At 68.2% G+C, this 23,814-nt stretch carries 24 protein-coding genes; 10 read left to right on the top strand and 14 right to left on the bottom strand.

The window, feature by feature from the left end:
- Positions 1 to 184: 184 nt before the first annotated feature.
- The 6 genes from ACLARN_RS38660 to ACLARN_RS38635 all read right to left on the bottom strand — a co-directional run bounded on the left by ACLARN_RS38660 (position 185) and on the right by ACLARN_RS38635 (position 5,185).
- Positions 185 to 559: a DUF427 domain-containing protein gene (locus ACLARN_RS38660; protein ID WP_409496439.1), complete on the bottom strand. Its 375-nt coding sequence runs from the start codon at positions 557 to 559 to the stop codon at positions 185 to 187.
- A 63-nt stretch (positions 560 to 622) separates the two neighbouring features.
- Positions 623 to 1,387, bottom strand: coding sequence for an HAD family acid phosphatase (locus ACLARN_RS38655; RefSeq protein WP_409496438.1), 765 nt, complete (start codon positions 1,385 to 1,387; stop codon positions 623 to 625).
- Positions 1,388 to 1,397: 10 nt separating this feature from the next.
- A complete protein-coding gene (locus ACLARN_RS38650; protein WP_409496437.1) occupies positions 1,398 to 2,567 on the bottom strand; it encodes a THUMP-like domain-containing protein in 1,170 nt (389 codons plus the stop codon).
- Position 2,568: 1 nt separating this feature from the next.
- Positions 2,569 to 3,531 carry a class I SAM-dependent methyltransferase gene (locus ACLARN_RS38645; protein ID WP_409496436.1) on the bottom strand — a complete coding sequence of 321 codons (963 nt, stop codon included), beginning with the start codon at positions 3,529 to 3,531 and terminating at the stop codon, positions 2,569 to 2,571.
- Positions 3,532 to 3,535: 4 nt separating this feature from the next.
- A complete protein-coding gene (locus ACLARN_RS38640) occupies positions 3,536 to 4,315 on the bottom strand; it encodes an enoyl-CoA hydratase/isomerase family protein (RefSeq protein WP_409496435.1) in 780 nt (259 codons plus the stop codon).
- A gap of 57 nt (positions 4,316 to 4,372) precedes the next feature.
- Positions 4,373 to 5,185, bottom strand: a complete 813-nt coding sequence (locus ACLARN_RS38635) for an ABC transporter ATP-binding protein (protein WP_409496434.1) — start codon at positions 5,183 to 5,185, stop codon at positions 4,373 to 4,375.
- 345 nt (positions 5,186 to 5,530) lie between these two features.
- On the opposite strand from ACLARN_RS38635, the gene ACLARN_RS38630 reads away from it, so the two are divergent.
- Positions 5,531 to 6,079, top strand: coding sequence for a cysteine dioxygenase (locus ACLARN_RS38630; protein WP_409496433.1), 549 nt, complete (start codon positions 5,531 to 5,533; stop codon positions 6,077 to 6,079).
- Entirely contained in the window at positions 6,076 to 6,471 is a 396-nt protein-coding gene (locus tag ACLARN_RS38625; protein WP_409496432.1) for a rhodanese-like domain-containing protein, read from the top strand. The genes ACLARN_RS38630 and ACLARN_RS38625 overlap by 4 nt, the downstream gene beginning before the upstream one ends.
- Positions 6,472 to 6,815: 344 nt before the next feature.
- Here the strand turns inward: ACLARN_RS38625 and ACLARN_RS38620 are convergent, their stop codons facing one another.
- Both ACLARN_RS38620 and glgP read right to left on the bottom strand, forming a co-directional pair.
- Entirely contained in the window at positions 6,816 to 7,640 is an 825-nt protein-coding gene (locus ACLARN_RS38620; protein WP_409496431.1) for a hypothetical protein, read from the bottom strand.
- Between the two features lie 173 nt (positions 7,641 to 7,813).
- Positions 7,814 to 10,354 (bottom strand): alpha-glucan family phosphorylase, encoded by a 2,541-nt coding sequence (gene glgP / locus ACLARN_RS38615; protein WP_409496430.1) that lies wholly within the window; start codon positions 10,352 to 10,354, stop codon positions 7,814 to 7,816.
- Positions 10,355 to 10,498: 144 nt separating this feature from the next.
- Here glgP and ACLARN_RS38610 point away from each other — a divergent pair, with 144 nt between their 5' ends.
- On the top strand, positions 10,499 to 11,965 hold the full coding sequence (locus tag ACLARN_RS38610) for a neutral zinc metallopeptidase (RefSeq protein WP_409496429.1): 1,467 nt from the start codon (positions 10,499 to 10,501) through the stop codon (positions 11,963 to 11,965).
- Between the two features lie 191 nt (positions 11,966 to 12,156).
- Here ACLARN_RS38610 and ACLARN_RS38605 read toward each other — a convergent pair whose 3' ends face one another.
- Positions 12,157 to 13,134: a tetratricopeptide repeat protein gene (locus tag ACLARN_RS38605; RefSeq protein WP_409496428.1), complete on the bottom strand. Its 978-nt coding sequence runs from the start codon at positions 13,132 to 13,134 to the stop codon at positions 12,157 to 12,159.
- Between the two features lie 98 nt (positions 13,135 to 13,232).
- Here ACLARN_RS38605 and ACLARN_RS38600 point away from each other — a divergent pair, with 98 nt between their 5' ends.
- On the top strand, positions 13,233 to 13,649 hold the full coding sequence (locus ACLARN_RS38600; protein WP_409496442.1) for a hypothetical protein: 417 nt from the start codon (positions 13,233 to 13,235) through the stop codon (positions 13,647 to 13,649).
- A gap of 1 nt (position 13,650) precedes the next feature.
- On the opposite strand, the gene ACLARN_RS38595 is transcribed toward ACLARN_RS38600, so the two are convergent.
- Positions 13,651 to 13,950, bottom strand: coding sequence for an MTH1187 family thiamine-binding protein (locus ACLARN_RS38595; RefSeq protein ID WP_409496427.1), 300 nt, complete (start codon positions 13,948 to 13,950; stop codon positions 13,651 to 13,653).
- A gap of 86 nt (positions 13,951 to 14,036) precedes the next feature.
- Here ACLARN_RS38595 and ACLARN_RS38590 point away from each other — a divergent pair, with 86 nt between their 5' ends.
- Positions 14,037 to 14,537, top strand: coding sequence for a MarR family winged helix-turn-helix transcriptional regulator (locus ACLARN_RS38590; RefSeq protein ID WP_409496426.1), 501 nt, complete (start codon positions 14,037 to 14,039; stop codon positions 14,535 to 14,537).
- A 64-nt stretch (positions 14,538 to 14,601) separates the two neighbouring features.
- Here ACLARN_RS38590 and ACLARN_RS38585 read toward each other — a convergent pair whose 3' ends face one another.
- From ACLARN_RS38585 to ACLARN_RS38575, 3 genes are all read right to left on the bottom strand, one after another.
- The gene (locus ACLARN_RS38585) at positions 14,602 to 14,967 is read right to left on the bottom strand and encodes a DUF3817 domain-containing protein (protein ID WP_409496425.1); all 366 of its coding nucleotides are present in this window, start codon (positions 14,965 to 14,967) and stop codon (positions 14,602 to 14,604) included.
- A gap of 202 nt (positions 14,968 to 15,169) precedes the next feature.
- Positions 15,170 to 17,578, bottom strand: a complete 2,409-nt coding sequence (locus tag ACLARN_RS38580; RefSeq protein WP_409496424.1) for a GH92 family glycosyl hydrolase — start codon at positions 17,576 to 17,578, stop codon at positions 15,170 to 15,172.
- Positions 17,579 to 17,672: 94 nt separating this feature from the next.
- Complete coding sequence (locus tag ACLARN_RS38575; RefSeq protein ID WP_409496423.1) at positions 17,673 to 18,038, bottom strand: hypothetical protein; 366 nt, start codon at positions 18,036 to 18,038, stop codon at positions 17,673 to 17,675.
- Between the two features lie 172 nt (positions 18,039 to 18,210).
- Between ACLARN_RS38575 and ACLARN_RS38570 the strand changes: the two genes are divergently transcribed.
- The 5 genes from ACLARN_RS38570 to ACLARN_RS38550 are packed head-to-tail and all read left to right on the top strand — an operon-like array spanning position 18,211 to position 23,087.
- Entirely contained in the window at positions 18,211 to 19,197 is a 987-nt protein-coding gene (locus ACLARN_RS38570) for a LacI family DNA-binding transcriptional regulator (protein ID WP_076162635.1), read from the top strand.
- Complete coding sequence (locus ACLARN_RS38565) at positions 19,194 to 20,249, top strand: class I mannose-6-phosphate isomerase (RefSeq protein ID WP_409496422.1); 1,056 nt, start codon at positions 19,194 to 19,196, stop codon at positions 20,247 to 20,249. Before ACLARN_RS38570 ends, ACLARN_RS38565 begins: the two co-directional genes overlap by 4 nt.
- Positions 20,246 to 21,010, top strand: a complete 765-nt coding sequence (locus ACLARN_RS38560) for an ATP-binding cassette domain-containing protein (RefSeq protein ID WP_409496421.1) — start codon at positions 20,246 to 20,248, stop codon at positions 21,008 to 21,010. Before ACLARN_RS38565 ends, ACLARN_RS38560 begins: the two co-directional genes overlap by 4 nt.
- Positions 21,007 to 22,068 (top strand): ABC transporter permease, encoded by a 1,062-nt coding sequence (locus ACLARN_RS38555; RefSeq protein WP_409496420.1) that lies wholly within the window; start codon positions 21,007 to 21,009, stop codon positions 22,066 to 22,068. The genes ACLARN_RS38560 and ACLARN_RS38555 overlap by 4 nt, the downstream gene beginning before the upstream one ends.
- 29 nt (positions 22,069 to 22,097) lie before the next feature.
- Positions 22,098 to 23,087 carry an ABC transporter substrate-binding protein gene (locus ACLARN_RS38550; protein ID WP_409496419.1) on the top strand — a complete coding sequence of 330 codons (990 nt, stop codon included), beginning with the start codon at positions 22,098 to 22,100 and terminating at the stop codon, positions 23,085 to 23,087.
- Between the two features lie 257 nt (positions 23,088 to 23,344).
- Here ACLARN_RS38550 and ACLARN_RS38545 read toward each other — a convergent pair whose 3' ends face one another.
- The gene (locus tag ACLARN_RS38545; protein WP_409496418.1) at positions 23,345 to 23,800 is read right to left on the bottom strand and encodes a hypothetical protein; all 456 of its coding nucleotides are present in this window, start codon (positions 23,798 to 23,800) and stop codon (positions 23,345 to 23,347) included.
- Positions 23,801 to 23,814: the final 14 nt, after the last annotated feature.

Raw genomic sequence — 23,814 nt, 5'->3', positions numbered from 1 at the left:
CCGGTCCAGAGCATCGAAAAACCTCGCCTTCAACCCCTCAGAAACCACGATCCCCACAACTCCCTGAAATCCAGGGTGTTGCGGGGATCGCTAGAACCCGCCCCGAGGGAAGGGGGCCTTCACGCGCCGCGTTGTGACTGGTGGGGCGACTGAGCTCAGAGGTGCCGTCCCGCGGGGGCGGGAGTCAGCGCTCTTCGATCGCGTCGACCTTCGCCGGGTAGAACGCCACGTGGTCCTTGATCTCGGCGACCGCGTCGTGCGGCGCCTCGTAGGTCCACACGGCGTTCTCGGCGACGCCGTCGCCGGTGCGGATGCTGTAGTAGGACGCATCGCCCTTGAACGGGCAGTACGTCGAGTGGTCCGTCCGCTCCAGCACGTCGAAGTCGACGTCGGCACGCGGGATGTACTGCGCCGGCGGGTAGTTCGCCTCTTGCAGCGTGAGCGCGTTCGCGCTGTCCGCCACGACCTTCCCGCCGACTGTGACGACCACGCGCGCCTTGTTCGGCGCCACCGTGATCGGGTGGTCCGCGCTCGGCTTCAGCACCTTCTTGTCAGACATGGATCAGCTCCCTCGGGGGTTTCCGATACCAGGCACAGCGACGCCGTCCGCGCGGATATTCCGTCATGGCAGGTAGTACATCGGGTTCGGCAGCTTCACCGGGAACTCAGCGTAACCACCTTCGAGGTCGCTGAACTGGTCGCCGAAGTTGGCCACGATGGTCGCGCCGGTCGAGGCGATGTGCTTCCGCGTACCCGCCTTGTACTGGACGGTGGTGCAGGTGAGCCCGCACGGCAGGTAGTCCGGCGCGATGGTCTTCGGCTTGAAGAACGCCCCGGCGGGCGCCGGGAAGCCCTCGTTCGCGAGGTTCTTGAGCGACCGCGGGCCCTGGAATTCGTTACGGCCGGTCAGGAAGTAGACCTTGACACCGCGCTGCGCCGCCCAGTTCGCCAGTTCCAGCACCGGCTTGTTCGCGACGAAAGTGCCCTTGTCGATCGCTTCCTGCTGCTTCACCGGGTCGAAGCCGAAGTCGTTGTCGGCCTCCCAGCCGTAGGTGACCTCGGCGGTGTCGTCCACATCGAACACGACGGCGGGGTTCTCGACGCCGCGGTCCAGCCGCCGCGTGAGGTAGCGCTTGGCGTCCTCGACCTGGCGTTTGGTGTCGGACACGAAACGGCTGCTGTCCGAGTACCGGTGCTTGCCATCGCTGCCGACGACGTCGCCGTAGTAGGCCTTGACGTCGAGTTTGACCTGGCCGATGTTAGCGGGCTCGTGGCCACGGCGACCGGCCGCGTCGCCGGTGTTCGCGACGGCGGTCGCGCCGCCGGCGAGAACGGCTCCGACAGCCGCGGCGGCGGCCAGTTTCAGCAGACCGGTGAACCGGCTCATGGAGTACTCCTCACGTCAGCTGTGCGCGGCACAGGAACGCTACTCCAGAACGGCCGATTCTGGTCAGTACCAAAGTAGCTTCTTCGCTGCCGCGAGGCTTTAGCTTGCGTCGCAAGGCATCCGGATCTATGTCGAGTCCCCGGACGAGGATCTCCAATCGACCGATATCGTGTTTTTTCAGCAGTACGCGAAGATTCTTCTCGCTGTACGGTCCGTACTCGAACACCCGGAACGCCCGGATTCCCGGCGGCGGAACGTCGCCGGTCAGATACGCGATGCGTTCGTCGAGCTGCCACAAGCCATGCCGCGCCGCGTAATTCCGCACGAGTCCCGCCCGGACGACGGCGCCGTCGGGGTCGACGATCCATTCACCCGGCTCACGTACGGGGATTTCGTCGGGATCGGCGTCGGTGATCGTCCACTGTGTACCGTCCGAACGCAACACTGTCGCCCGCCGGGACACGGCGGATCCCACGCCGCGCCACAGGCAAGCCTCACGGACCTGACCGTCGAGCGAAACGAGTTCGACCTCGTCCGCCCAAGGCGCGATGGAGAAATCGAGACCCGGCGCGCATTTGACCGAAAGCTCCCGTCCCGCGTAAGCCTCGACCAGGCCGTCCAACGGCGGGAGGAAATCGGCGGGTTTCCACGCCCTGCGTCCGGCCGAGTCACGGCGGGCCGGGTCGGCGACGACCACCGAGGAACGGCTGACCGGCCGCAGCGCGTCGGCGCGCAGCAAGACCGGGGAAACACCGGCCTCAAGAGAGTTGTGCCGTGCCATCGCCAGCCGGACCTCGTCCAGATCCGAGCCCAGCGAACGGGAAGCGACGCGGGCGATCTCGATCAGGTCCGCGCCGACGGAACAGGTCACGTCGTGGACGTCGCGATCGGCCAGCCGCGAGGCCCGATGCCGGGCGACCGCGGTCGCGCTGGCCTGTTGGAGTGCGTCGCCGGTGAACAGCCATGAGCCCGCGGAGTCCAGTTTGGACGACGACTTCCGCCGCAGCACCACCGTTTCCAGTACCGCGGCCGCGTGGTCCGGGGCGATCCGGCGCACGGCGGCGACGTCGGCGATGCGGGTCTTGTCGGTCAGAGGCAGGGACGAGCACTCGGCGATCGCCGCGCTTCCCGCGCCGGAGCGCAGGAAGGCGACGTCGTCGAGGGTGAACTGATACGGCAACCTACGATCGCTTGGTACCGGTGATCATCACGTTGTAGAACAGTTCGCGCGGCAACACCTTGGCGAGCAGCTTCTTGTCCAAAGCGGACAGTCGCAGCCAGAGCCGGTACGCGAACAGACGCCAGCGCAAGGTCAGCTTCTCCTGCGGCACGGCGGCTTCGAAGGTCCGGATCGGCCAGCCCGCGAGCGCGGCGGCGAACTCCTCGGTGACCGCGCGGACATCCTGCCCACCCGCGCCACGAGCCATCGACTCGAGGTCCGACGGGTCGAACGTGTGGATGTCGACGACGGCCTCCAGCGCGGCCGCACGGGAGGACTCGTCGAGTTCCTCCTGCGGGCGGCGCCAGCCGTTCAGCACCGGGAGCTTCGTCAGGTTCGTGGTGAGGTACCAGGTGATCTGGCCGAGCTTGCGCGCGTAGAAGTCGCCGACCTTCGTCGGCTCGCCCGCGAACACGAACCGGCCGCCCGGCTTCAGCACCCGGAGCACCTCGGCGAACGCCGCGCGGACGTCCGGGATGTGGTGCAGCACCGCGTGCCCGACGACGAGATCGAAACTGTTGTCCTCGTAAGGGATCCGCTCCGCGTCGGCGACCCGGCCGTCGACGTCGAGGCCGAGGTTCTCGGCGTTGCGCAGCGCGACCTGGACCATGCCCGGCGAGAGGTCGGTGACCGACCCCTTCTTGATCACGCCGCCCTGCATCAGGTTCAGCAGGAAGAAACCGGTGCCGCTGCCCAGTTCCATCGCGGTCGGGTACGGCTGGCCGTCCTCACCGGCGACCGCGTTGAACACGTCGGTCGCGTAGGAGATGCAGCGCTCGTCGTAGGAAATGGACCACTTCTCGTCGTAGGTCCCGGCTTCCCAGTCGTGGTACAGCACGTTGGCGAGCTTGGGGTCGTCGAAGGCGGCCTTGACCTCTTCGGCGGTGGCGTGCGGGTTCGGCGCCGGGTCGTTCACCTGGGTCACTTCGCTACTTCCCCTCGAAGGTGGCCTTGCCAGGGCCGTTCTCGATGAACGACTTCATGCCGTTGCGCTGGTCTTCGGTCGCCCACAGGGCGGCGAAGAGGTGGGATTCGAGCTTGAGGCCGCTCGCGAGGTCGGTGTCGAGACCGCCGTCGATCGCGGCCTTCGCGGCGCGCAGCGCCACGGCCGGGCCTCCTCCGAACTGCGAGGCCCACTTGTGCGCGGCGGCGTAGACGTCGTCCGGCGCGACGACCTCGTCGAGGATGCCCAGCGCCAGGGCCTCTTCGGCCTTCACGAAGCGGCCGGTGAACACGAGGTCCTTGGTCTTGCTCGGGCCGATGAGCCGCGCGAGGCGCTGCGTGCCACCGGCACCGGGGATGACGCCGAGCTGGATCTCCGGCTGGCCGACCTTGACGTTGTCGCCGGCGATCCGGCGGTCGGCGGTCAGGGCGAGTTCGAGGCCGCCGCCCAGCGCGTAGCCGGTGATGGCCGCGACGACCGGCTTCGGGATGTTCGCGATGGTGGCCAGCGACGCCGTCAGCGCCGCGCCGAACTTCGCGATCTCGGGGTAGGTGCGCTCGGCCATCTCCTTGATGTCCGCGCCGCCCGCGAAGGTCTTCTCGCCGCCGTAGAGGATCACGGCGCGTACGTCGTCGCGCTCGGAGGCCTCACGGGCCGCCTCGGCGAGCTCGGCCTGCACCTGGTTGTTCAGCGCGTTGACCGGCGGGCGGTCCAGCCGGATCGTGCCGACCCCGCCTTCGACCTCCAGGCTTACGAACTCTCCCACGCCGTCCTCCTTTAACAGTCCCAAGACAGAGTGCAGGCTACCGGTCAGTACGACCTCTCAACGCCGTCGGGCGAAGAAGCGATCACCGGACCGTTCGAGCAGGAGGTCCTGGTCGAACGTCTTGGACAGGTTATCGCTGGTCACGACGTCGTCCGCGAGTCCGGAAGCGACCGCGCGGCCGTCGCGCAGCAGCAGCGCGTGGGTGAAGCCCGGCGGGATTTCTTCCACGTGATGGGTGACGAGCACCATGGCCGGGGCCTCCGGATCGAGTGCCAGCTCGGACAGGCGCGCGACCAGGTCCTCGCGGCCGCCGAGGTCGAGTCCGGCGGCGGGCTCGTCGAGCAGCAGCATCTCCGGGTCGGTCATCAGCGAACGCGCGATCAGCGTCCGCTTGCGCTCGCCCTCCGACAGCGTGCCGAAGGTGCGCTCGGCCAGGTGCGGGATGCCCAGCGCGGTCAGCAGTTCGCGGGCGCGGTCGGTGTCGAGAGTGTCGTATTCCTCACGCCAGCGGCCGACGACGGCGTACCCGGCGCTCACCACGACGTCGACGACGCGCTCCTCGCCGGGCACCCGCTGGGCGATCGCGGCCGAGGTGAACCCGATCCGCGGGCGCAGCTCGAAGATGTTGACCTTGCCGATCCGGTCGCCGAGCAGGTCGACCGTTCCCGAGGTCGGGTGGAGTTCGGCCGCGGCCAGCCGGAGCAGGGTGGTCTTGCCCGCGCCGTTCGGGCCGAGCACCACCCAGCGCTCGTCCAGTTCCACGGTCCAGTCGAGGTCGGCGAGGAGGTCGTTGCCTGTTCGGCGGACCCCGACACCGGTCATCCTCACCACGAGGTCGTCAAGTTCGCTGGGCTGGATCGGCTCGCTCACGCGCCCATTGTGTCCGCACGGGCGCGCGCGTGTGCACCGGGCCGTCGGTCGAGGGAAAGCGGCTGGTCCAGGGAGTGGGACGGAGCTGTCCGGAATAACCACGGCCGCCGGACCTGTGGCACGATCGAAGGCGTGATCAGGTCCGTGTCCGCCGCCTTCCCCGTCATCGGGGGCTCTTTCTGGCGCCGCCGGACCATCGACCTGCTCCTCGTCGCCTCGTGCGGGTGTACCACCGCGCGACACGGCTGAATCCCCACTACTCGACGGCACATCTGTGCCGTGGCACCCGTGTCGCGCCGCGTTCGGCCCTGCTTCCGAGCCCGCGTACCCATGAGGAGCCTCACGGTGACCACGTCCATCTCTCCACGCCAAGACTTCGAGATCCACCCTCAGCTGATCGACCCGCTGCTCCCGGAGCTGCTGCATCCCGAGCGCCTGCTCTGGACGCCAAGGGAACTGGCCGATCTGACCTCCACCGTCACCACGGAACTCACCTCGGGCCTGCGCGGTCTGCTGCGTTTCGATGAGGACCACCGCTGGTGGGCGCGACTCGCGCTGACCGACGGTGTCGAGCTGTGGCTGCTGTCCTGGCTGCCCGGCCAGCAGACCAAACCGCACGACCACGGCGGCGCGTCCGGCTCGTTCACCGTGCTGCAGGGAGAGATCGGCGAGGAGTACCGCTATCCCGGCGGCCCGATCCGACGCCGCACGCACATCGCGGGCGAGGGCCTCGGCTTCGGCGCGGGGCGCGCGCACCAGATGACCGGCATCGGCACCGAGCCCGCGGCCAGCGTCCACGCCTACTCGCCGCCGCTGGTCGCGACCCGTGAATACGGCACGCTCGCCGAAGTTCCCGCCGAGATCCCCTCGCTGGCCCCGATACTGGGTCGATGAGCGCGATCGAAGACCTGCTGGCTGCCGCCCGGTCCGGACTGGACCGGGCGGTACCCGAGCAGGCACAACGGCTGCAACGCGAAGGCGCCTTGATCGTCGACATCCGCCCGCACGTCAACCGGTTCGAAGAGGGCGAGATCCCCGGCTCGGTGGTCGTCGAGCGGATCCACCTCGAGTGGCGGCTGGCGCCGGACAGCGAATGGCGGCTGCCGGAGGTGAAACCGGACTCGACGGTGATCGTCGTGTGCAACGAGGGGTACTCGTCGAGCCTGGCCGCCGCCGACCTGCGGCGGCTCGGGCTGCCGGGCGCGACCGACCTCGAAGGCGGGTTCCGCGCGTGGCGTTCCGCGGGCCTCCCGATCCGGGAAGGTGGCACCCCCGCCGTTCCCTGACGTCCTAGATGAGTGATTCCGTGAAGATCGCGTGAAGTGCAACCCCGCGGGAATCCTTCCCTTGGCTGTCCATAAAGGACACTATCTGTGTCGAATTGGTCGATTGATCATCGACTGTCCGTATTACCGGGTCTGCGAGGCCTCCTCAAGGACGCGAACCAAAGTCGTGAAGGCCTCCCTGCCTACCTTGAGGGTAAGCAAGGAGGCCTTCACAACCTTGGTTCGCACTGAAGGGGCGACCGAGACGGCCACGGCCACGGCCACCTGAGCATGTCGAGTCCTTGAGGGCCCAGCAGATCCGGTAATACGGGCAATCGATGATCAATCTTCACGGAATCACTCATCTAGCGGCGGACCGTAAGCCTGGCGATCGAGTCCGGGGAAAGCGGGAGCGCCGCGTGGATCCCGGCGCCCGGCACCGGACTGGGGTTGACCAGGACACCGGTCGCCACGCCCCGCCTGGCGGCCGCGAGCACGACCTCGCGGCCGGTCCGGTGACGGACCCGCATCCAGCCGGCGCCGGTGGCCGCGCGGTACTCGGCGAGCAGCCGCTCGTCGGTGAAGACGCAGAACCAGTCGCCCTGCCCGCCGACGCGGGCCGGGAGCGGCGCGCCCGCCTCGTCCGCCGGGCCCCACACCGTGCCGTCGAGGAACATCCGCATCACCGTGGGCTCGGGGCCGCGGGCGGGCTCGTCCCGTTCCGGCCGGACGTTCCCGGCGATCCACCGCGAAGCGAGCCTGAAGTCCTCACCGGTGAGGTCCTCCTGGAAACCGTCCAGGCTGTTCTTGACACTCCCCAGGAAATCGTAGAACCGCCGGGTGCAGGTGCGCTCGGAAACCGCCACCCGGCCGCGGCTGACCATGGCCCTGATCCGGCCGACCATCCCCGCCCCGCCGTCGACCGGATCCACGCCGAGGTTGTAGGCGGTCCAGACGATCTCGGGCATGAGCGGATCGGCGAACCGCTCGAGGACGCGGTTCAGCCGCAAGAGGACGATCTCCCGCACCCTGCCGGGCTCGGCGTCGTCGGCGATTCCCCAGATGGCACGCAGCTCCGGCCCGAGCGCCCGGCTCAGGCCGACTTGGCGGATCCCGGCGCGGGCGTGGACGTGATGCAACCGATCCTTGGCCCTGCGCGACATTTTCGTTTCCTTCGCCGAGGCCACCATTCCTCCGTAATTCGGATCGGCCCGGCAAAGTCTATTTCACCTGCGTGTTCATCATTGTTCGGCAGAAATCGAAGATCGAGGATTTCCTTTGTTCGGCACCGGCTTGACAAGTACATGAAGGCCCCCTTCCTGTACCTAGGCGCAAGGAAGGGGGCCTTCATGTACTTCGAGGCTCAGGCGTGAACCACCCGCGCGAGTTCCGCCGGAGTGGCGAGCAACCGGTGTTTCGGCAACACACGGACGGTGTAGCCGATCGAGCCCGGATGCGGCAGCTTCAGCCGCGCCGCGAACGCGCCGATCCCGTCGCCGGACATCGGGACGGTGACCGGCTCGCTCAGTTCGTCGCCGTCGCCCACCTTCCCGACGACGGCCTGAACGTCCACTTCGGACGGTTCGAGGCCGGCGAGGTCGATCCGCGCCCGGATGGTCACCTCGGTCCCGGTGACCATCGGCGCGGCGTCCTCGACGAGCAGTTCGGTGTCGAAGATCCGTACCCGCGGCCAGGAGACGTCCAATTTGGTCCGGTAGTCGGCCAGCGACAGCGCGCCGCGGTACCCGTCACCCGTCGCCTCCTCGACCATCCGCGAGGCGGGCAGGTAGCCGGATTCGACGTACTCCCGCACCATCCGCGAAGCCTGCACGCGCGGCCCGAGGCTCTCCAGCGTGTGCCACACCATCGACAGCCAGCCGCCGGGCACGCCGCCGGCGTCACGGTCGTAGAACAACGGCGCGATCTGGTGGCCCAGCAGGTCGTAGAGCGCCGCGGCCTCCAGTTCGTCGCGGCGCAGCGGGTCGGTGACGCCGTCCGCGGTCGGGATCGCCCAGCCGTTGCTGCCGTCGTAGCACTCGTCCCACCAGCCGTCGCGGATGGACAGGTTGAGGCCGCCGTTGAGCGCGGACTTCATCCCCGACGTCCCGCACGCCTCCAGCTGCCGCACGGGCGTGTTCAGCCAGACGTCGCAGCCTCGGTAGAGGTAGCGCGCCATGGACATGTCGTAGTCCGGCAGGAAGACGATCCGGCGCCGGACCTCGGGATCGTCGACGAACCGGACGATCTGCTGGATCAGCTGCTTGCCGCCCTCGTCGGCCGGATGCGACTTGCCCGCGACGACGAGCTGGATCGGGCGGCGCTCGTCCAGCAGCAGCGCGCGGAGGCGCTCCGGGTCACGCAGCATCAGCGTCAGCCGTTTGTACGTCGGCACGCGGCGCGCGAAGCCGACGGTCAGCACGTCCGGATCGAAGACCGTGTCGGTCCATCCGAGTTCGAGCGCGGACGCGCCGCGCTGCATCCACGCGGCCCGCACCCGGCGCCGCACCTCGGCGACCAGCTTCTCCCGCAGCTCCCGCCGCAGCGCCCACAGCTGCTCGTCGCTGACGCCGTCCCGCAGCGGCTTGCCCTGTGCGCCGTCGAGGCCCAGTTCCTCGTGGTTGCGGCCGAGCAACGCGCTCAGTTCGCGCGCCACCCAGGTCGGCCCGTGGACGCCGTTGGTGACCGACGAGACGGGCACCTCGTCGAAGTCGAACCCGGGCCACAGCCGGGAGAACATCCGCCGCGAGACGCGGCCGTGCAGCGCCGAGACGCCGTTCGCGCGCTGCGCGAGCCGCAATCCCATATGCGCCATGTTGAACAGGCCCGGGTTGTCCTCGGCGCCGAGCGCGAGCACGCGGCGCGGGTCGACGTCCGGGACCAGCCTGCCGTCGGTGAAATACCGCTGGACGAGGTCGACGGGGAACCGGTCGATCCCGGCACTGACCGGCGTGTGCGTGGTGAACACGGTCCCGGCGCGGACGGCGGGCAACGCCTCGTCGAACGCCAGCCCGTCGGCCTGGATGATCTCGCGGGCGCGTTCCAGCCCGAGGAACCCGGCGTGGCCCTCGTTGGTGTGGAACACCTTCGGCTGCGGATGCCCGGTCAGCTCGCAATACCGCCGCACCGCGCGGAAGCCGCCGATCCCGGACAGGATCTCCTGCCGGATGCGGTGATCGGCGTCGCCGCCGTAGAGCCTGTCGGTGACGGCGCGCAGGTCCTCGTCGTTGACCTCGGTGTCGGTGTCCAGCAGCAACAACGGGATCCGGCCGACGCGGGCCTTCCAGATCTGCGCGTGCAGCGTGCGTCCGGCGGGCATCGCGACGTCGACCAGCACCGGCTTGCCGCCGTCGGTCAGCAGCTCCAGCGGGAACGCGTTGGGGTCGATCACCGGGTAGTGCTCGACCTGCCAGCCGTCGAGCGAAAGCGCCTGCCGGAAGTACCCGGCGCGGTAGAGCAGCCCGACACCGACCATCGGCACGCCGAGATCCGACGCCGCCTTGAGGTGGTCTCCGGCGAGCACCCCGAGACCGCCGGAGTAGTTCGGCAGCGCCTCGGTGACGCCGAACTCCATCGAGAAGTACGCGACGGCGGGCGGGAGGTCGGGATCGTCCTGCTTCTGGTACCAGCGCGGCTCGGCGAGGTAGCGGTCCAGATCGGCGACCGCCTCGCGCGCGTGGGCGAGGAAGGCGTCGTCGACGGCCAGCTCGTCCAGCCGGGCCGGGGGCAGGGCGGTGAGCATCCGCAGCGGGTCACGGACGCGGTTGAACAGCTCCGCGTCCATCGACGCGAACAGGTCGCGGGTGGGCGGATGCCAGGTCCAGCGCAGATTCGTGGCGAGGTCACCGAGGCCGGAGAGCGACTCCGGCAGGCTCGCGCGGACGGTGAACCGGCGGACAGCTCTCATGAGGAGCGACCATATCGCCACGGTCCCCGCCCCGCTCAAGACCCACTTCGGGGATTACCTGAACGCGGGCCATAAGCGCTGGGTAGGGTCCCTGCTTGCCGGTGTACGCGGCCCGGTCGGGGCCCTGACGACAAGCGAGTGAACATGATCCAAGGGGGAGGTCGGGGGATACGCCGCCCGGCTCTGATCGCGATCGTGGTGACGCTGGCCCTCGGGCTCAGCGCGTGCAACGACAAGGGCGGTTCCACGGCGGGCAAGGACGGCAGCCAGCCGGGGGCCGGGGACATCGCCGGCCTGCCGGTCACCCATTTCGAGAGCGGGCTGAAGCCGGACGCTCCCAAGCCGGACGTGCAGGTCCGCAACGAGGACGGCTCCGAAGACGACCAGCTCGCCATCGCCGCGATCGCCGACGCGCAGGCCTACTGGACCGAGGTCATGCCGCGCGACTTCGGCCAGCCGTACGAGCCGCTGAAGGCGCTGCTGTCCTACAGCGCGAAGACCGACGACGAAGAGACCGAATGCGGCAGCGTCAAGAAGCTCGTCAACGCGTTCTACTGCCCGCCGGGTGACCTGGTGGCGTGGGACCGCGGCGTGCTGCTGCCGATGCTGCGGGAGCGGTTCGGGAAGATGGCGGGCGCGGTCGTGCTCGCGCACGAACTCGGGCACGCCGTGCAGTACCGGCTCGGCGAGAAGGCCAGCATCAAGAAGAACACCCCGTCGATCGTCAAGGAGCAGCAGGCCGACTGCTTCGCGGGCGGCTACTTCCGCTGGGTCGCCGAGGACAAGAGCAAGTTCTACCGCGTCTCCACCTCCGAAGGCCTCAACCAGGTCATGGCGTCGCTGTTCCTGATCCGCGACCAGGCGGGCACCAGCGCGACCAAACAGGGCGCGCACGGCACGGCGTTCGACCGCACGTACGCGTTCCAGGTCGGGTTCGAGAAGGGCCCGAAGGAATGCGCGACGATGAACGAGGAGAACATCAAGGCGCGGATCACCGAGCGCCCGTTCGACAAGGGTGACAAGGGCAAGGGCGACGCGAAGCTCGACGCCGAGATCATCGGGATCCTGAAGAAGAGCCTCGACGAGGCCTTCAAGGGCGCCGGCGTCCCCGGCCCGGAGATCACCGAGGACGGCAACGGCAGCTGCTCCGGCGGCCCCAGCACCCCGCCCGCGTCGTACTGCCCGTCGAACAACACCGTCAGCATCGACATGGCCAAACTGCGCGAACTCGCCCAGCCGGTCGACCAAGAGGCCGAATGGAAGAGCGGGCACAGCGAGGGCAAGGGCGACTTCGCCGCGTTCTCGGAAATCGCGTCCCGCTACGCGATGGGCATCCAGAAGGGTGTCGGCGCGTCGATCGACAACGCGAACGCGGGGCTGCGCACCGCTTGCCTGGTCGGCGCGTGGGCGAAGGCCAGCTCGGTGCCCGGCGCGACGCTGCGGCTTTCGGCCGGTGACCTCGACGAGGCCATCTCGGACCTGCTGAGCCCGGAGAGCCTGGTCTCGGCCGACGTCAACGGCAAGCGCGTGGACAACGGTTTCGAGCGGGTCGAGGCGCTGCGGAAGGGCTACCTGGAGAGCTCCGCGGTTTGCTCGACCCAGTACGGCTGATCGTGACCGGTCCGGTCACTGCTCCCTGAAGTGTTATGAACGGTCCGTTCATTACAAAATTTTGTAATGAACGGACCGTTCATAACATCCGGGGGTTGCGAAAGTGCCCAACGCCGTGAAGGCCTCCTTCACTACCTTGAGGGTAGTGAAGGAGGCCTTCACGGCGTTCTGGCTCAAGATCGAGCGAAACGTCAGTAGAGCGCGCTCGCCAGGTCCCGTCGCGCCTTCATGACCCGCTCGTCGGCCGAATCGAACAGCTCGAACAGCGCCACCAGGTGCTCCCGCACCTTGTTGCGGTCGTCGCCCGCGGTCCGCCGCACGGCCGCGATCAGCCGCGCGAAGCCCGCCTCGGGCTGCTGCCCGGCGACTTCGAGGTCGGCCGCGGCGAGCTGGGCGTCGAGGTCGGCGGGGTCGGCGTCGGCCTTCGCGATCGCGTCCGGGCCCGCGGCCTCGGCGCGCGCGGTGAACTTGACCTGTGCGAGGGCGGTCTTGGCCTCCTCGTTCGCCGGTTCGACGTCGAGGATGCGCTCGTAGGCCGCCTGCGCCTCGGCGAAGTCGCCGCGTTCGAAGGCCTCCTCGGCCTCGGTGAACCGCGCGTCCTCCGGCACCTCGACGCCGCCGCCGTTCTCCTCGGCGGCCGCGATTCCGGGCAGCTTGTCGCGCAGCGCGTCGAGCAGCGAACCGAGCCACTTGCGGATCTCGGGTTCGGGCAGCGCGCCCGAGAACGCGTCGACCGGCTGGCCGCCGCCGATGGCGATGACCGTCGGGATCGACTGCGCGCCGAAGAGCTGCGCGATGCGCGGGTTGGCGTCGACGTCCACCTTCGCGAGCACCCAGGCACCGCCGGACTCGGCGGCGAGGCGTTCCAGCACCGGGCTGAGCTGCTTGCACGGGCCGCACCATTCGGCCCACAGGTCGACGACCACCAGCTGGTGCAGGGATCGCTCGACGACCTCGGCCTGGAAGGTCGCTTCGGTGACTTCGATCACGGCGCCGCCCGCGGCCGGAGCGGGGCCGGGCGCGGCACCGTCGGCAGGGGGCCGCGGTGGCGCCGGGGGCTGTTTCTGGGGCGCTTCGGCACGCGCCTTGAGCGCGGAAAGGTCGACCGCGCCGGAAAGCGCGGCGGACATCGCCGCCGTCTTCGCTGCTGATCCGCGTGGGTGTGTCACGGTTCCATCCTGGCACGCATCCCCGAGTGTTTCACCGCATGCCCCCGCCTGCCCGCTTGGCAGGACGGGCCCGGTCCGGCAGGCTCGCTCCCGAGGAGGTGATCGACATTCCGACACGCAGGACGGCCACCGTGGCCCTGGCCATCGGTATCGCGGTCGTTTGGGTGAGCGTCGTCACGTTGTTGATCGCCCATCAGCCCGATCCCGGCGTCGACAGCCCTGGACAGCTCCGGGAGGGTCTCACCACCGCGCTCAACCGGCACGACGCCGAGGCCCTCTCCGAACTCATCGACTACCCGCCCGCTTCGGCGGACGACTTCGCGAAGTCCTATGTCGAAGCGCTGGCGAGCCGCGGCGCTCACGACGTCACGGTGAAGTTCGCGCCGGACGACCTGTCCCCGACTTCGGCGACCGTCAGCGGGAAACTGGCCGACGGCCGCGCGTTCGACTACGCGATCGCCGTCGCGCTGAAGGACAAGCTGTGGATTGTCTCCTTGACCCCGCCGCTCCCCTGACCTACTGGCCCAGGTGCTTCTCGACGCGCTCCACCTTCGCGGTCAGCTGGCCTTCGTAGCCCGGCCGGATGTCGGCCTTGAGCACCAGCCCGACCCGCGACGAACCCTCGCCGGCGGCCTCGACGGCCCGCTTGACGACGTCCATGACCTCGTCCCACGAACCCTCGATGTTGGTGAACATGGCGTTGGTCGAATTCGGCAGGCCGGACTCGCGCACCACTTTCACCGCGCGGGCGACCGCCTCGCTGACACCGCCGTCTTCCTCGGGCGCGGACGGGCTGACGCTGAAGGCCACGATCATCTTCTGCTCCTCGTTAGACACTCTTCCCACGCATAACACCCGGTCGTGCGGCGTGGCACGGGTACCCGCTGGTAACTTCGAACGCCATGAGCCGTCCGTTGCCGTTCGACCCGATCGCCCGCGCGGCGCAGCTGTGGGAAGCCCGTATCGGGCCCTCCGACACCATGGCCGCGGTGACCGGGATCATGCGCGTGCAACAGATCATCCAGTCCGCGGTGGACGGGGCGCTCAAACCGCACGGGCTGACCTTCGCCCGGTACGAGGCCCTGGTCCTGCTGACCTTCGCCCGCGCGTCCCACCTGCCGATGCGCGTGATGGGTGAGCGACTCCAGTTGCACCCGACGAGCGTCACCAACATCGTCGACAGGCTGGAGAAGGACGGGCTGGTGAAGCGCCTCCCGCATCCGACCGACCGCCGGACCACGCTGGTCGAGATCACCGACGAAGGTCGCGCACGGCGCGAAGAGGCCACGAAGGCGGTCACGGAAATCGACTTCGGGCTGACCGGGCTCACCGGGAAACAGACCGAGCAGCTGACCGACCTGCTCACCAAGGTCCGCAAGGCCACCGGCGACTTCACCGAATAGCGCGTGAAGGCCCCCTTCCCTCGGTTCAGCCGAGGGAAGGGGGCCTTCACGCGCTATCGGAAGATCAGACGGCGGCGGGTTCCGGAGTCCTGCTGAACAGGCCGACACCACCGTGCGACAGCCGCTGCGGGCCGTCGAGCTTGCCGTTGCGCAGCGCCCAGGACTCGAACAGCCAGGTGAACAGCGGCGGGATGCTGGAGAGCAGCGCGAGGATCAGGGTCTTCGGGCGCCAGCCGAGCGGCTTCGCCACGGACAGGGAGACCAGCACGTAGAGGACGAACACGACGCCGTGCACCATGCCGAGGACGGGAACGCCGCCCTCGCCGAGCTTGACGGCGTATTTGAGGAACATCCCGACCAGCAGCCCGGCCCAGGAGAGGGCTTCGGCTACCGCGGCCACGCGGAATACTAGAGCGGCCTTGCTGGACACTTCTCCTCCTGTGGGGTCTCACCACTACGTGTGTGCATATGACTACGTCCGACGAGCACTGTCCAAGGCGGACTCGCCAAGAACGTCAACAGCGCTGTCGGACGTGGTAATACCAGTGTGAGGCGTGACCGCCCTCACCGGAACACCGGGGGCCGTGATGCTCCTCACGACCCCCGGCATGAACCGGTCTAAACCACTCGGATCACCCGGCGCAGGGCGATTTCGGCGCTCCTTCGGGGCCGGTCGCCCACGTCGCCTTCGCGGCGGCAGCGTTGTCCAAATCTGCGAGCCTGAAGTCCAAAGTGGTCCCGCGAGTCAACTGCTCCAATCCGACATAAGCCCGCTGCGAGCCGGATCCCAGTCCCTGGACGTACTGGAGTTTCGACGGGTCGGCACCGTCGGCCTTGATCGTGATGTCGCGGCCGTTCTCCAGATGCACCACCGACTTCCCGAACCGCGGCGCGTTGAGCACGAACTGCCCGGTGCCCGGCACCGCCGGATACAGGCCGAGCGCGCTGAAGACGTACCAGGCGGACATGGTCCCGAGGTCGTCGTTGCCGGTCACACCGTTGGGCGCGTTGGTGAACAACGTATGCGCCGCGCGCACCACGGCCGAGGTCTTCCACGGCTGCCCGGTCAGCGTGTACATCCATGGCGCATGCAGATCCGGCTCGTTGTTCGGGTTGTAGCGGAACTGGTTGTAATAGTTGTACGGGCCGACGACCCATTCCTCGCGCACGGTCTTGGCCGGATCCTTCAGCAGATCCCCGTAGGCGAAGAAGTCGTCGAGCCGCTTGCCGACGTTGTCCTTGCCGCCCATGCGCTCGACCAGACCGGGGACATCCTGCTGGGTCAGCCACTGGTACTGCCATGAGGTGCCTTCGTGGAACCCGTCCTGGCTCTGCGGGTTGAACGGCTTGCCCGCCGGGCTGAACCATTCGCCCCCTTCGAGCTTGGGCCGGTAGAACCCGGTGAAGCCGCGGTCTGTCACCGACGGGTCCCACAGCGTGCGGTAGCTGCGTCCCTTGTCGGCCAAGGCTTTCGCGTCCGCCTTCTTACCGAGGGCATCGGCCATGATGGACAGTGAGCAGTCTGCGAGCGCGTATTCCAAAGTGGCCGAAGCACCGTGGTTCGGGTCGGTGTCCTGTCCCTTCTTCGGGAAGTCCTTGTCGTACTGGACGAACCCGTCCTTCTGATAGCTCGCGTTGCCCGAACGACCCTGGAACGGCGAAGACGCGGGCGGGATCTCCCGCGAGTTCTGCAGAAGTGCCTGATAGGCCTTGAATTCCTGACCGGACAGCGCACCGAAGCGCCACAGGTCGACCAGGAACGGCGTGACCGGGTCGCCGGTCATCGTGTTCGTCTCCTGGTTCGCATACGCCCAGCGCGGCAGCCAACCACCCTGGTCGTGGATCGCGAGCACGGACTTCGCGACATCTTTCGCCCGTGACGGGCGCAGCAGCGCGAGCAACTGATTCTGCGTGCGATACGTGTCCCACAACGAAAAGAACTCGTAGTAAGTCCAGCCCAGCGCACGATGGATCTTGTCGTCGAAGCCGCGATAGCGGCCATCGGCGTCGTTGCCGGTCAACGGTTGCAGCAGCGCGTGATAGAGCGAGGTGTAGAACACCGTGCGGTCGTCCTTCGCCCCGCCCTTGATGTCCACTGAGGACAGTTCCTTGCGCCAGGCGCGCTGGGCGCCGTCGCGGACCGCGTCGAACGAACGCGCCTTCTCCGAGGCCAGGTTGAGCTTGGCACCGAAAGCGTCCACATGGGAGATCGCCGTCGTCGCGGCGACCTGCCCGCCGCCGAAGGTCAGCCAGGCGCCGCGCAGTCCCTCACCACCGGCGGATTCCTTCGAGCCCGGGGTCCCACCGGTGGGCGACCAGGTGCCGAAAGACTTGAAGGGCTTGTCGAACGTCGTGGTGAACCAGGTCTTGTACGGCTTCCCGCCGCAGAACGCCTGCGACTCCACCATTCCTTCGACCGTCCGGTCTCCGACGACGCGGATCTGGCTGGCCGTCACGGGTTCCTTGTCGTTGGCCTGCCCGACGTTGACGAAAACGTTTGCGTCACCCGGTTTCGCGAAGGTGTACCGCTCGACACCGGTCCGCGTGGTCGCGGTGGTCTCCGCGTCGACGCCGCCGTAGCCGGTGAGCCGCACCTTGTAGTAGCCGGGCTTCCCGACCTCGCCCTCGTGCGTGTACGGCGAGGCGTACTTCTTGTGGTCGAAGGTGTCGGCCTTGGTCGTGTCGAACGCCGCGCCGGGACCGACCGCGCCGGTGGTGGGCAAGGACGACACGAGACCGCCCTGCTCCCAGCAGCCCGCGCCGGACAGGAAGAAATGCCCGAAGCCGCGGATCGCGGTGTCGTCGTAGCGGTACCCGGCGTAATGCGACGAGATCGGGCTGACCTGCGTCATCCCAAAAGGTGCAGAAGCGCCGGGGAAGGTGTTTCCGTCGTCCTTGGTGCCGATGAAGGTGTTGACCGCGTCCACGGGGTCGCCACCGGGTGCCGCCGCCGCGACGGGGGTGAAGAGCCCAGCGGGCACAGTGAACACAGTGAACGCGGTGAGCAACCCGGCGACGCGGGTCGAAGTGCGTGCAGGCATGGGAAAGGCCGCCTCCTGACAACGTTGTCGCTGCCTGCTCACCTTCGACAAGAACAGACCACCTGGTCAAGAGGTCCGCCAAACCCTGTCCGATTCAAGACAGCGGCAGCACGAAGGCGGCGACACGGACCGTCCCCGCCCCCGACTGCCTCAGCCCCTCCAGGACGATCTCGGTCGGCTCCTCCTCGGCGTCCAGTTCGACGACCTCGCGCGAGACAGCCGCGGTCGCGCCCAGTTCGGTCGCCAGGGAATCGCCGTCGACCAGTAACCGGACCCGGCCGACGGTCCCCGCGCCCGCGACGGTCTCGATGATCAACCGCACGCGCCCCGCGGTGACAAAGGCGCGGAGCAGCGGTTCCCACCTCGTCGATTCCGTGCCGGGCCAGTCCTCCGGCCGGGCAGGCGCGAACGGCTCGCCGAGTGACGGCCCCGCGGGCACCGGCCGGTAGAACTCGCTCATCCCCCCAGTATCGCGGCCATCCGGCAGTAACGGTTCGAACTCGGAATGCGTCTTCTCGGCAAACCGGGCATTGACATCATCGCGTCGCTCGCGTTCAATTCCCGCCACTATGACAACGTTGTCTTCCAGCGGACCGGACAACGGCCACCGCACCACCAGCCGACGGGCCACGATGAGCGACGTGGCCCGGCTCGCGGGCGTGAGCATCAAGACCGTCTCGCGGGTAGTGAACGACGAGCCCGCCGTCCATCCGGACACCGCGGAGCGCGTCATGGCGGCGATCGAGCAGCTCGGGTTCCGGCGCAACCTCGGCGCCCGGAACCTGCGGCGCGGCTCGACGACCGGGACGATCGGCCTGATCGTCGAAGACGTCGGGAACCCCTTCTACTCGGAGCTCAACCGGGCGGTCGAACGCATCGCGACCTCGTTCGGGCGCCAGGTGCTGACCGGTTCGTCGGAGGAGAACTCCGACCGCGAACGCGAACTGGTCCTCGAGTTCTGTTCCCGCCGCGTCGACGGGATCCTCGTCGTCCCGGCCGGGATGCAGCACGGCTACCTGGTCCCCGAGATGCGCGCGGGCACGCCCGTCGTGTTCCTCGACCGGCCCGCCGGCGACATCGTGGCCGACACGGTGCTGGTCGACAACATCGGCGGCACCGTCGAAGCGGTCGCCCACCTCGCCAGACACGGTCACCGCCGGATCGCGTTCCTCGCCGACAGCCCGGACATCTTCACCGCGGGCGAACGTCTGCGCGGGTTCCGGGAAGGCTGTGTCCGCAACGGGATCCCCTACGACGAGAGCCTCGTCGTGCTGCGGACGCCGACGGCCGAGAGCGTCGGGGACGCCGTGAAGCGGCTGCTCACCGGGCCGAACCCGGCCACCGCCGTGATCGCGGGCAACAACCGCGTCGCCGTGCACCTGCTGCGCGCGCTGGCGCACGCCGACCGGCGGCCCGCGATGATCAGCTTCGACGACTTCGAACTGGCGGATCTGCTGGATCCGCCGGTCTCCGTGATCGCGCACGACGTGAGCGCACTGGGCAGGGCGGCGGCGGAACTGCTGTTCGCCAGGGTCCAGGGAGATCAATCCGCACCGAGAAAGGTAGTTCTGCCCGTGCATCTCGTAGCCCGTGGTTCCGGGGAGGTCGCGCCTTCATGAGCGGTCACCTCGAACCGATCCGCCTGCCGGCGAACCAGCCGCCGCAGTTCTACCGCGGCGGCGACGCCATCGCCGCGCTGCGGGGCGCCTCCTCGGAGTCCAAGTACGGCCCGGAGGACTGGGTCGGCTCGGCCACCACGATGTTCGGCCAGGAGACCAACGGCCTGACCAAGCTGCCGAGTGGGGCTTGGCTGCGCGACGCCGTCCGCGAGAACCCCGGCGCCTGGCTCGGCGCCAAGCACGTCGAGGCGCTCGGCGATTCGACCGGCCTGCTGGTGAAGCTGCTCGACGCGGGTCAGCGCCTGCCCGTGCACTTCCACCCGTCGGACTCGTTCGCGAAGCGGCACTTCGACTCGCACTTCGGCAAGACCGAAGCGTGGATCGTGGTCGGCACCTACGGCGACGATCCGCGTGTCTACCCGGGCTTCAAGGAGACTGTCGACAAAGCGACGGTCAACGAATGGGCCCGTTCCCAGGACGCGCCCGCCATGCTCGGCGCACTGAACAGCGTCGCGGTCACCCCCGGCGACACGGTCTACATCCCGGCCGGGCTCCCGCACGCGATCGGCGAAGGCGTGTTCGTCGTCGAACTCCAGCAGCCGACCGACTTCTCGCTGACCCTGGAATGGCGCGACTTCCTGGCGGACCCGGAGAAGGCGCACCTCGGGATCGGCTTCGAAACCGCCATCGAAACGCTCGACACCTCGGGCTGGGACGAAGAACGGCTCGGCTCGATCGTCAAGCGCACCGCGGGCGACGAAGCGTCCACTGTGGATCTTCTCGCCGACGGCAGTGACGCGTTCTTCCGCGCCGACCAGCTCCGTCCCGCTGTTTCCGGTAGGTCGACAACGTTGTCACTCGACCCGTCGTTCGCGGTGCTGGTCGTCATGGACGGTTCGGGCACGCTCCACACCGAACACGGCGGCGAGTACGCACTGCGCAAGGGCGAGACCTACGTGGTCCCGCACGACGCGGGCCAGTCCACTGTGGACGGCGACGTCACGGTCATCCGCTGCCGTCCACCGGCACCCGAGAAGAGGGAGCGATCGTGAGCGAACTCCTGCTCGACGCACAGGACCTGGTCAAACGCTACGGTTCGGTGGAAGCACTGCGCGGCGCGTCGTTCCAGGCGCGCGCCGGCGAGGTCACCGCGCTGATCGGTGACAACGGCGCCGGGAAGTCCACTTTGGTCAAATGCCTGTCCGGCGCGGAGCAGCCGACGTCGGGCAAGATCCTGCTCGACGGCGAGGAAACGCACCTCGACTCCCCCACCACCGCCCGGCGAATGGGGATCGAGACGGTGTACCAGGACCTCGCGGTCGCGCCGGAACTCGACCCGGCCGCGAACCTGTTCCTGGGCAGGGAAATCCACCGCAAGGGGATCCTCGGCAAGCTCGGCATGCTGGACAAGGCCGAGATGCGGCGTCAGGCCGTGGAAGAGTTCCAGCGGCTCGGCGTGACCTTGCAGAGCACCGATGTGCCGATCGGCTCGCTCTCCGGTGGGCAGCGGCAGAGTGTCGCGGTGGCGCGGTCGGTCGTCTGGGCGTCGAAGGTCGTGTTCATGGACGAGCCGACCGCCGCGCTCGGCGTCGTGCAGCGCGAACGCGTGCTCGACGTGATCAAGAAGGTGCGGGACAAGGGCATCGCCGTCGTGCTGATCAGCCACAACATGCCAGAGGTGCTGTCGGTGTCCGACCGCATCGAGGTGCTGCGGCTCGGCAAACGCGTCGCCCGGTTCGCCGGTGCCGACACGAAACTCGAAGACCTGGTCGCCGCGATGACCGGAGCACTGGTGCAAGAGGAGGCGGCGTGACCGTGTCTACTCCGATGAAGAAGGACCCCGAGATCCAGACCACAGTGGACGGTGGCTTCGGCAAGCGGTCGATCGGCCAGCGGCTGATCGGGGCCAACACGTTCTGGATCGCGCTGGTGCTGCTGGCGCTCGTCATCGTGTTCACCGCGATCGCGCCCGCCGAGTTCGCGACGGTGTTCACCTTCCAGACCTTGCTCATCGAGACCTCGGTGCTGCTGGTGCTCTCGGTCGGCATGACGTTCGTGATCATCACGTCCGGCATCGACCTGTCGGTCGGCTCCGTGCTGATCTTCGCCGGCATGGTGGCCGGTAAGACGATGGAGGCGCTGAGCCCGGACGGTGACGCGACCAAGGCGGGTTGGGGCATCATCCTTCTGGGTCTGCTCGCGGCGGTGGTCGCGGGCACGATCTGGGGCCTCATCAACGGTTTCCTGATCGCGGTGGCCAACATCCCGCCGCTGATCGTCACGCTCGGCACGATGGGTGCCGCGCTCGGCGCCGCGTACCTGCTGAACAACGGGTCCGACGTGCGCAGCGTGCCGACCGAGCTCAACAAGACGCTCGGCTACGGGACGTCGTTCGGCGGTGTGCCGAACCTGGTGCTGGTGGCCGTGGTCATCACGCTGATCGGCGCTTGGCTGTTGCACACCACCAAATTCGGCCGCTACACGTTCGCCGTCGGCTCCAACGCCGAGGGCGCGCGCCGGGCGGGTATCGGGGTGACCGCGCATCTGCTGAAGGTGTACACGCTCACCGGTTTCCTCGCCGGTGTCGCCGGATTCCTGTCGCTGGCGTACTACGCGTCGACGACGATTTCGGCGCACACCACCGACAACCTCAACGCCATCGCCGCCACGGTGATGGGCGGCACGAGCCTCTTCGGCGGTGTCGGTTCGGTGCTGGGCACGGTGATCGGCGTGTTCATCCCGGCCGTGCTGAAGAAGGGCTTCAACATCACGCAGGTCCAGGACTTCTGGCAGATGATCGCGGTCGGCGCGGTGCTGATCGCCGCGGTCTGGTTCGACCAGCGGCGCCGTCGTCGCCGCAACTCTCGCTGAATCCCTACGCACAAAGAGGTGCTACTCCCATGAAGAAAACCCTGCTCGTTACCGGTGCCGCCGTTTCCGCGGCGCTCCTGCTGACCGCCTGCGGTGGCGGCACGGTCGGCGGATCGTCCTCCGGTGACACCGCCACCAAGACCAACAACAAGAAGCTGTCGCTGATCCCGGGCGTGCAGGCCGAGCCGTTCTACATCTCGATGCAGTGCGGCGCCGAGGCCGAGGCCAAGAAGTCCGGCTACGAGATCACCACGCAGGCGCCGCAGAAGTTCGACGCGGCCATGCAGACCCAGCTCGTCAACGCGCTGGGCTCCAACCCGCCAGCCGCGCTGCTGATCGCGCCGACCGACGCGCAGGCGATGCTCGCGCCGATCCAGCAGGTCAAGACCCGCGGCGCGAAGATCATCGAGGTCGACACCGCGCTGAAGGACACCAGCGTGGCGGAGTCGTCCATCTCCTCGGACAACGCCGAGGGCGGCAAGCTCGCCGCCAAGACGATGTCGGAACTGGCCGCGGGCAAGACCGGTTCGGTGCTGGTGCTCGACACCATCGCGGGCACCTCGACCACGAACACCCGCGCGAAGGGCTTCGAGGACGAGCTGAAGAACTACCCGAACCTGAAATCGGCGGGCGTGCAGTTCACCCAGAACGAGCCCGACCAGGCCGCGTCCAAGGTGACCGCCGCGCTGGCGTCCACTCCGGACCTGATCGGCATCTTCGCGACCAACCTCAACACCGGCGAGGGCGCCGCGACCGGCCTGCGGAACGCGGGCAAGATCGGCGCCGTCAACCTGATCGGCTTCGACGCGTCGCCGTCGGAGATCGAGGGCCTGAAGAAGGGCGAGTACCAGGGCCTCATCGCGCAGGACCCGGCCGCCATCGGGCAGCAGGGCGTGCAGCAGGCCATCGCGGCGCTGGAGGGCAAGCCGGTCACGCGCAACCTGACCGCTTCGCTGCACTCCATCACGAAGGCGAACATGGACGCTAACGCGCAGTACTTCTACAAGCAGAGCTGCTGACGCGCCACTCTCAGTGCTATGAACGGCCCGTTACTTGCAAATTTTGCAAGTAACGGGCCGTTCATAGCATCCGGGACCTGCTCACTCCCGCAGCTTCCCCGCGTGAGATGAAGGGGCTGGGCCCGTGCTCATGTCGCGAAAGCCACTTTCGGGACATCAGACGCCGCGAAAGTGGCTTTCGCGACATGACACCTTTGCCTTCCCCCTCAAGAGAACCCGAAACGCCACTCACGACCCTCGACCCGCCGCGGCCCAGCTCACTCCGCCAGCTCAACCACCCCAGCAGGAGCGAAGCGCGCCAGCGCCGCGTACAGCGCAGCGCCCCCACCCAGGTGCCCCAACGCGTACACGTACTCACCGTCTTCAAGCAGCACCTCGGGCCCCGAGCCGGACCACGAGAGCCGGTAGTGCCACCAGTGCATCCACCGCCCCACTCGCCGCTTCTCCCGCCACACCCGCAGCCTCGTCACCTCGGTCCACCGGACCTCGAAAACGCCCGGCACCGAGAACCCCGAAGCGGAAATCACCAGAGAAGCGGCCGAACGCCGGAGAGCCAGCAGGATCAGCCCCGCGAAAGCCAGGCTGAGCAGCCCGAACACCACCTGCGAGAACAGCCACACGACGCCGCCCACGCCGAAGACCACGAAACCCGCCCACGCGAGCCGTCGCATCACGACGTCCAGCCGGAGCAGCACGGCATCCTCACTGACCATGCCCGGAGCGTAAC

The organism is Amycolatopsis sp. cmx-11-12, assembly GCF_046269425.1.
Classification (GTDB): domain Bacteria; phylum Actinomycetota; class Actinomycetes; order Mycobacteriales; family Pseudonocardiaceae; genus Amycolatopsis.
The sequence above is the reverse complement of the archived record's forward strand: the minus strand, read 5'-3'. Positions and strand labels throughout refer to the sequence as shown.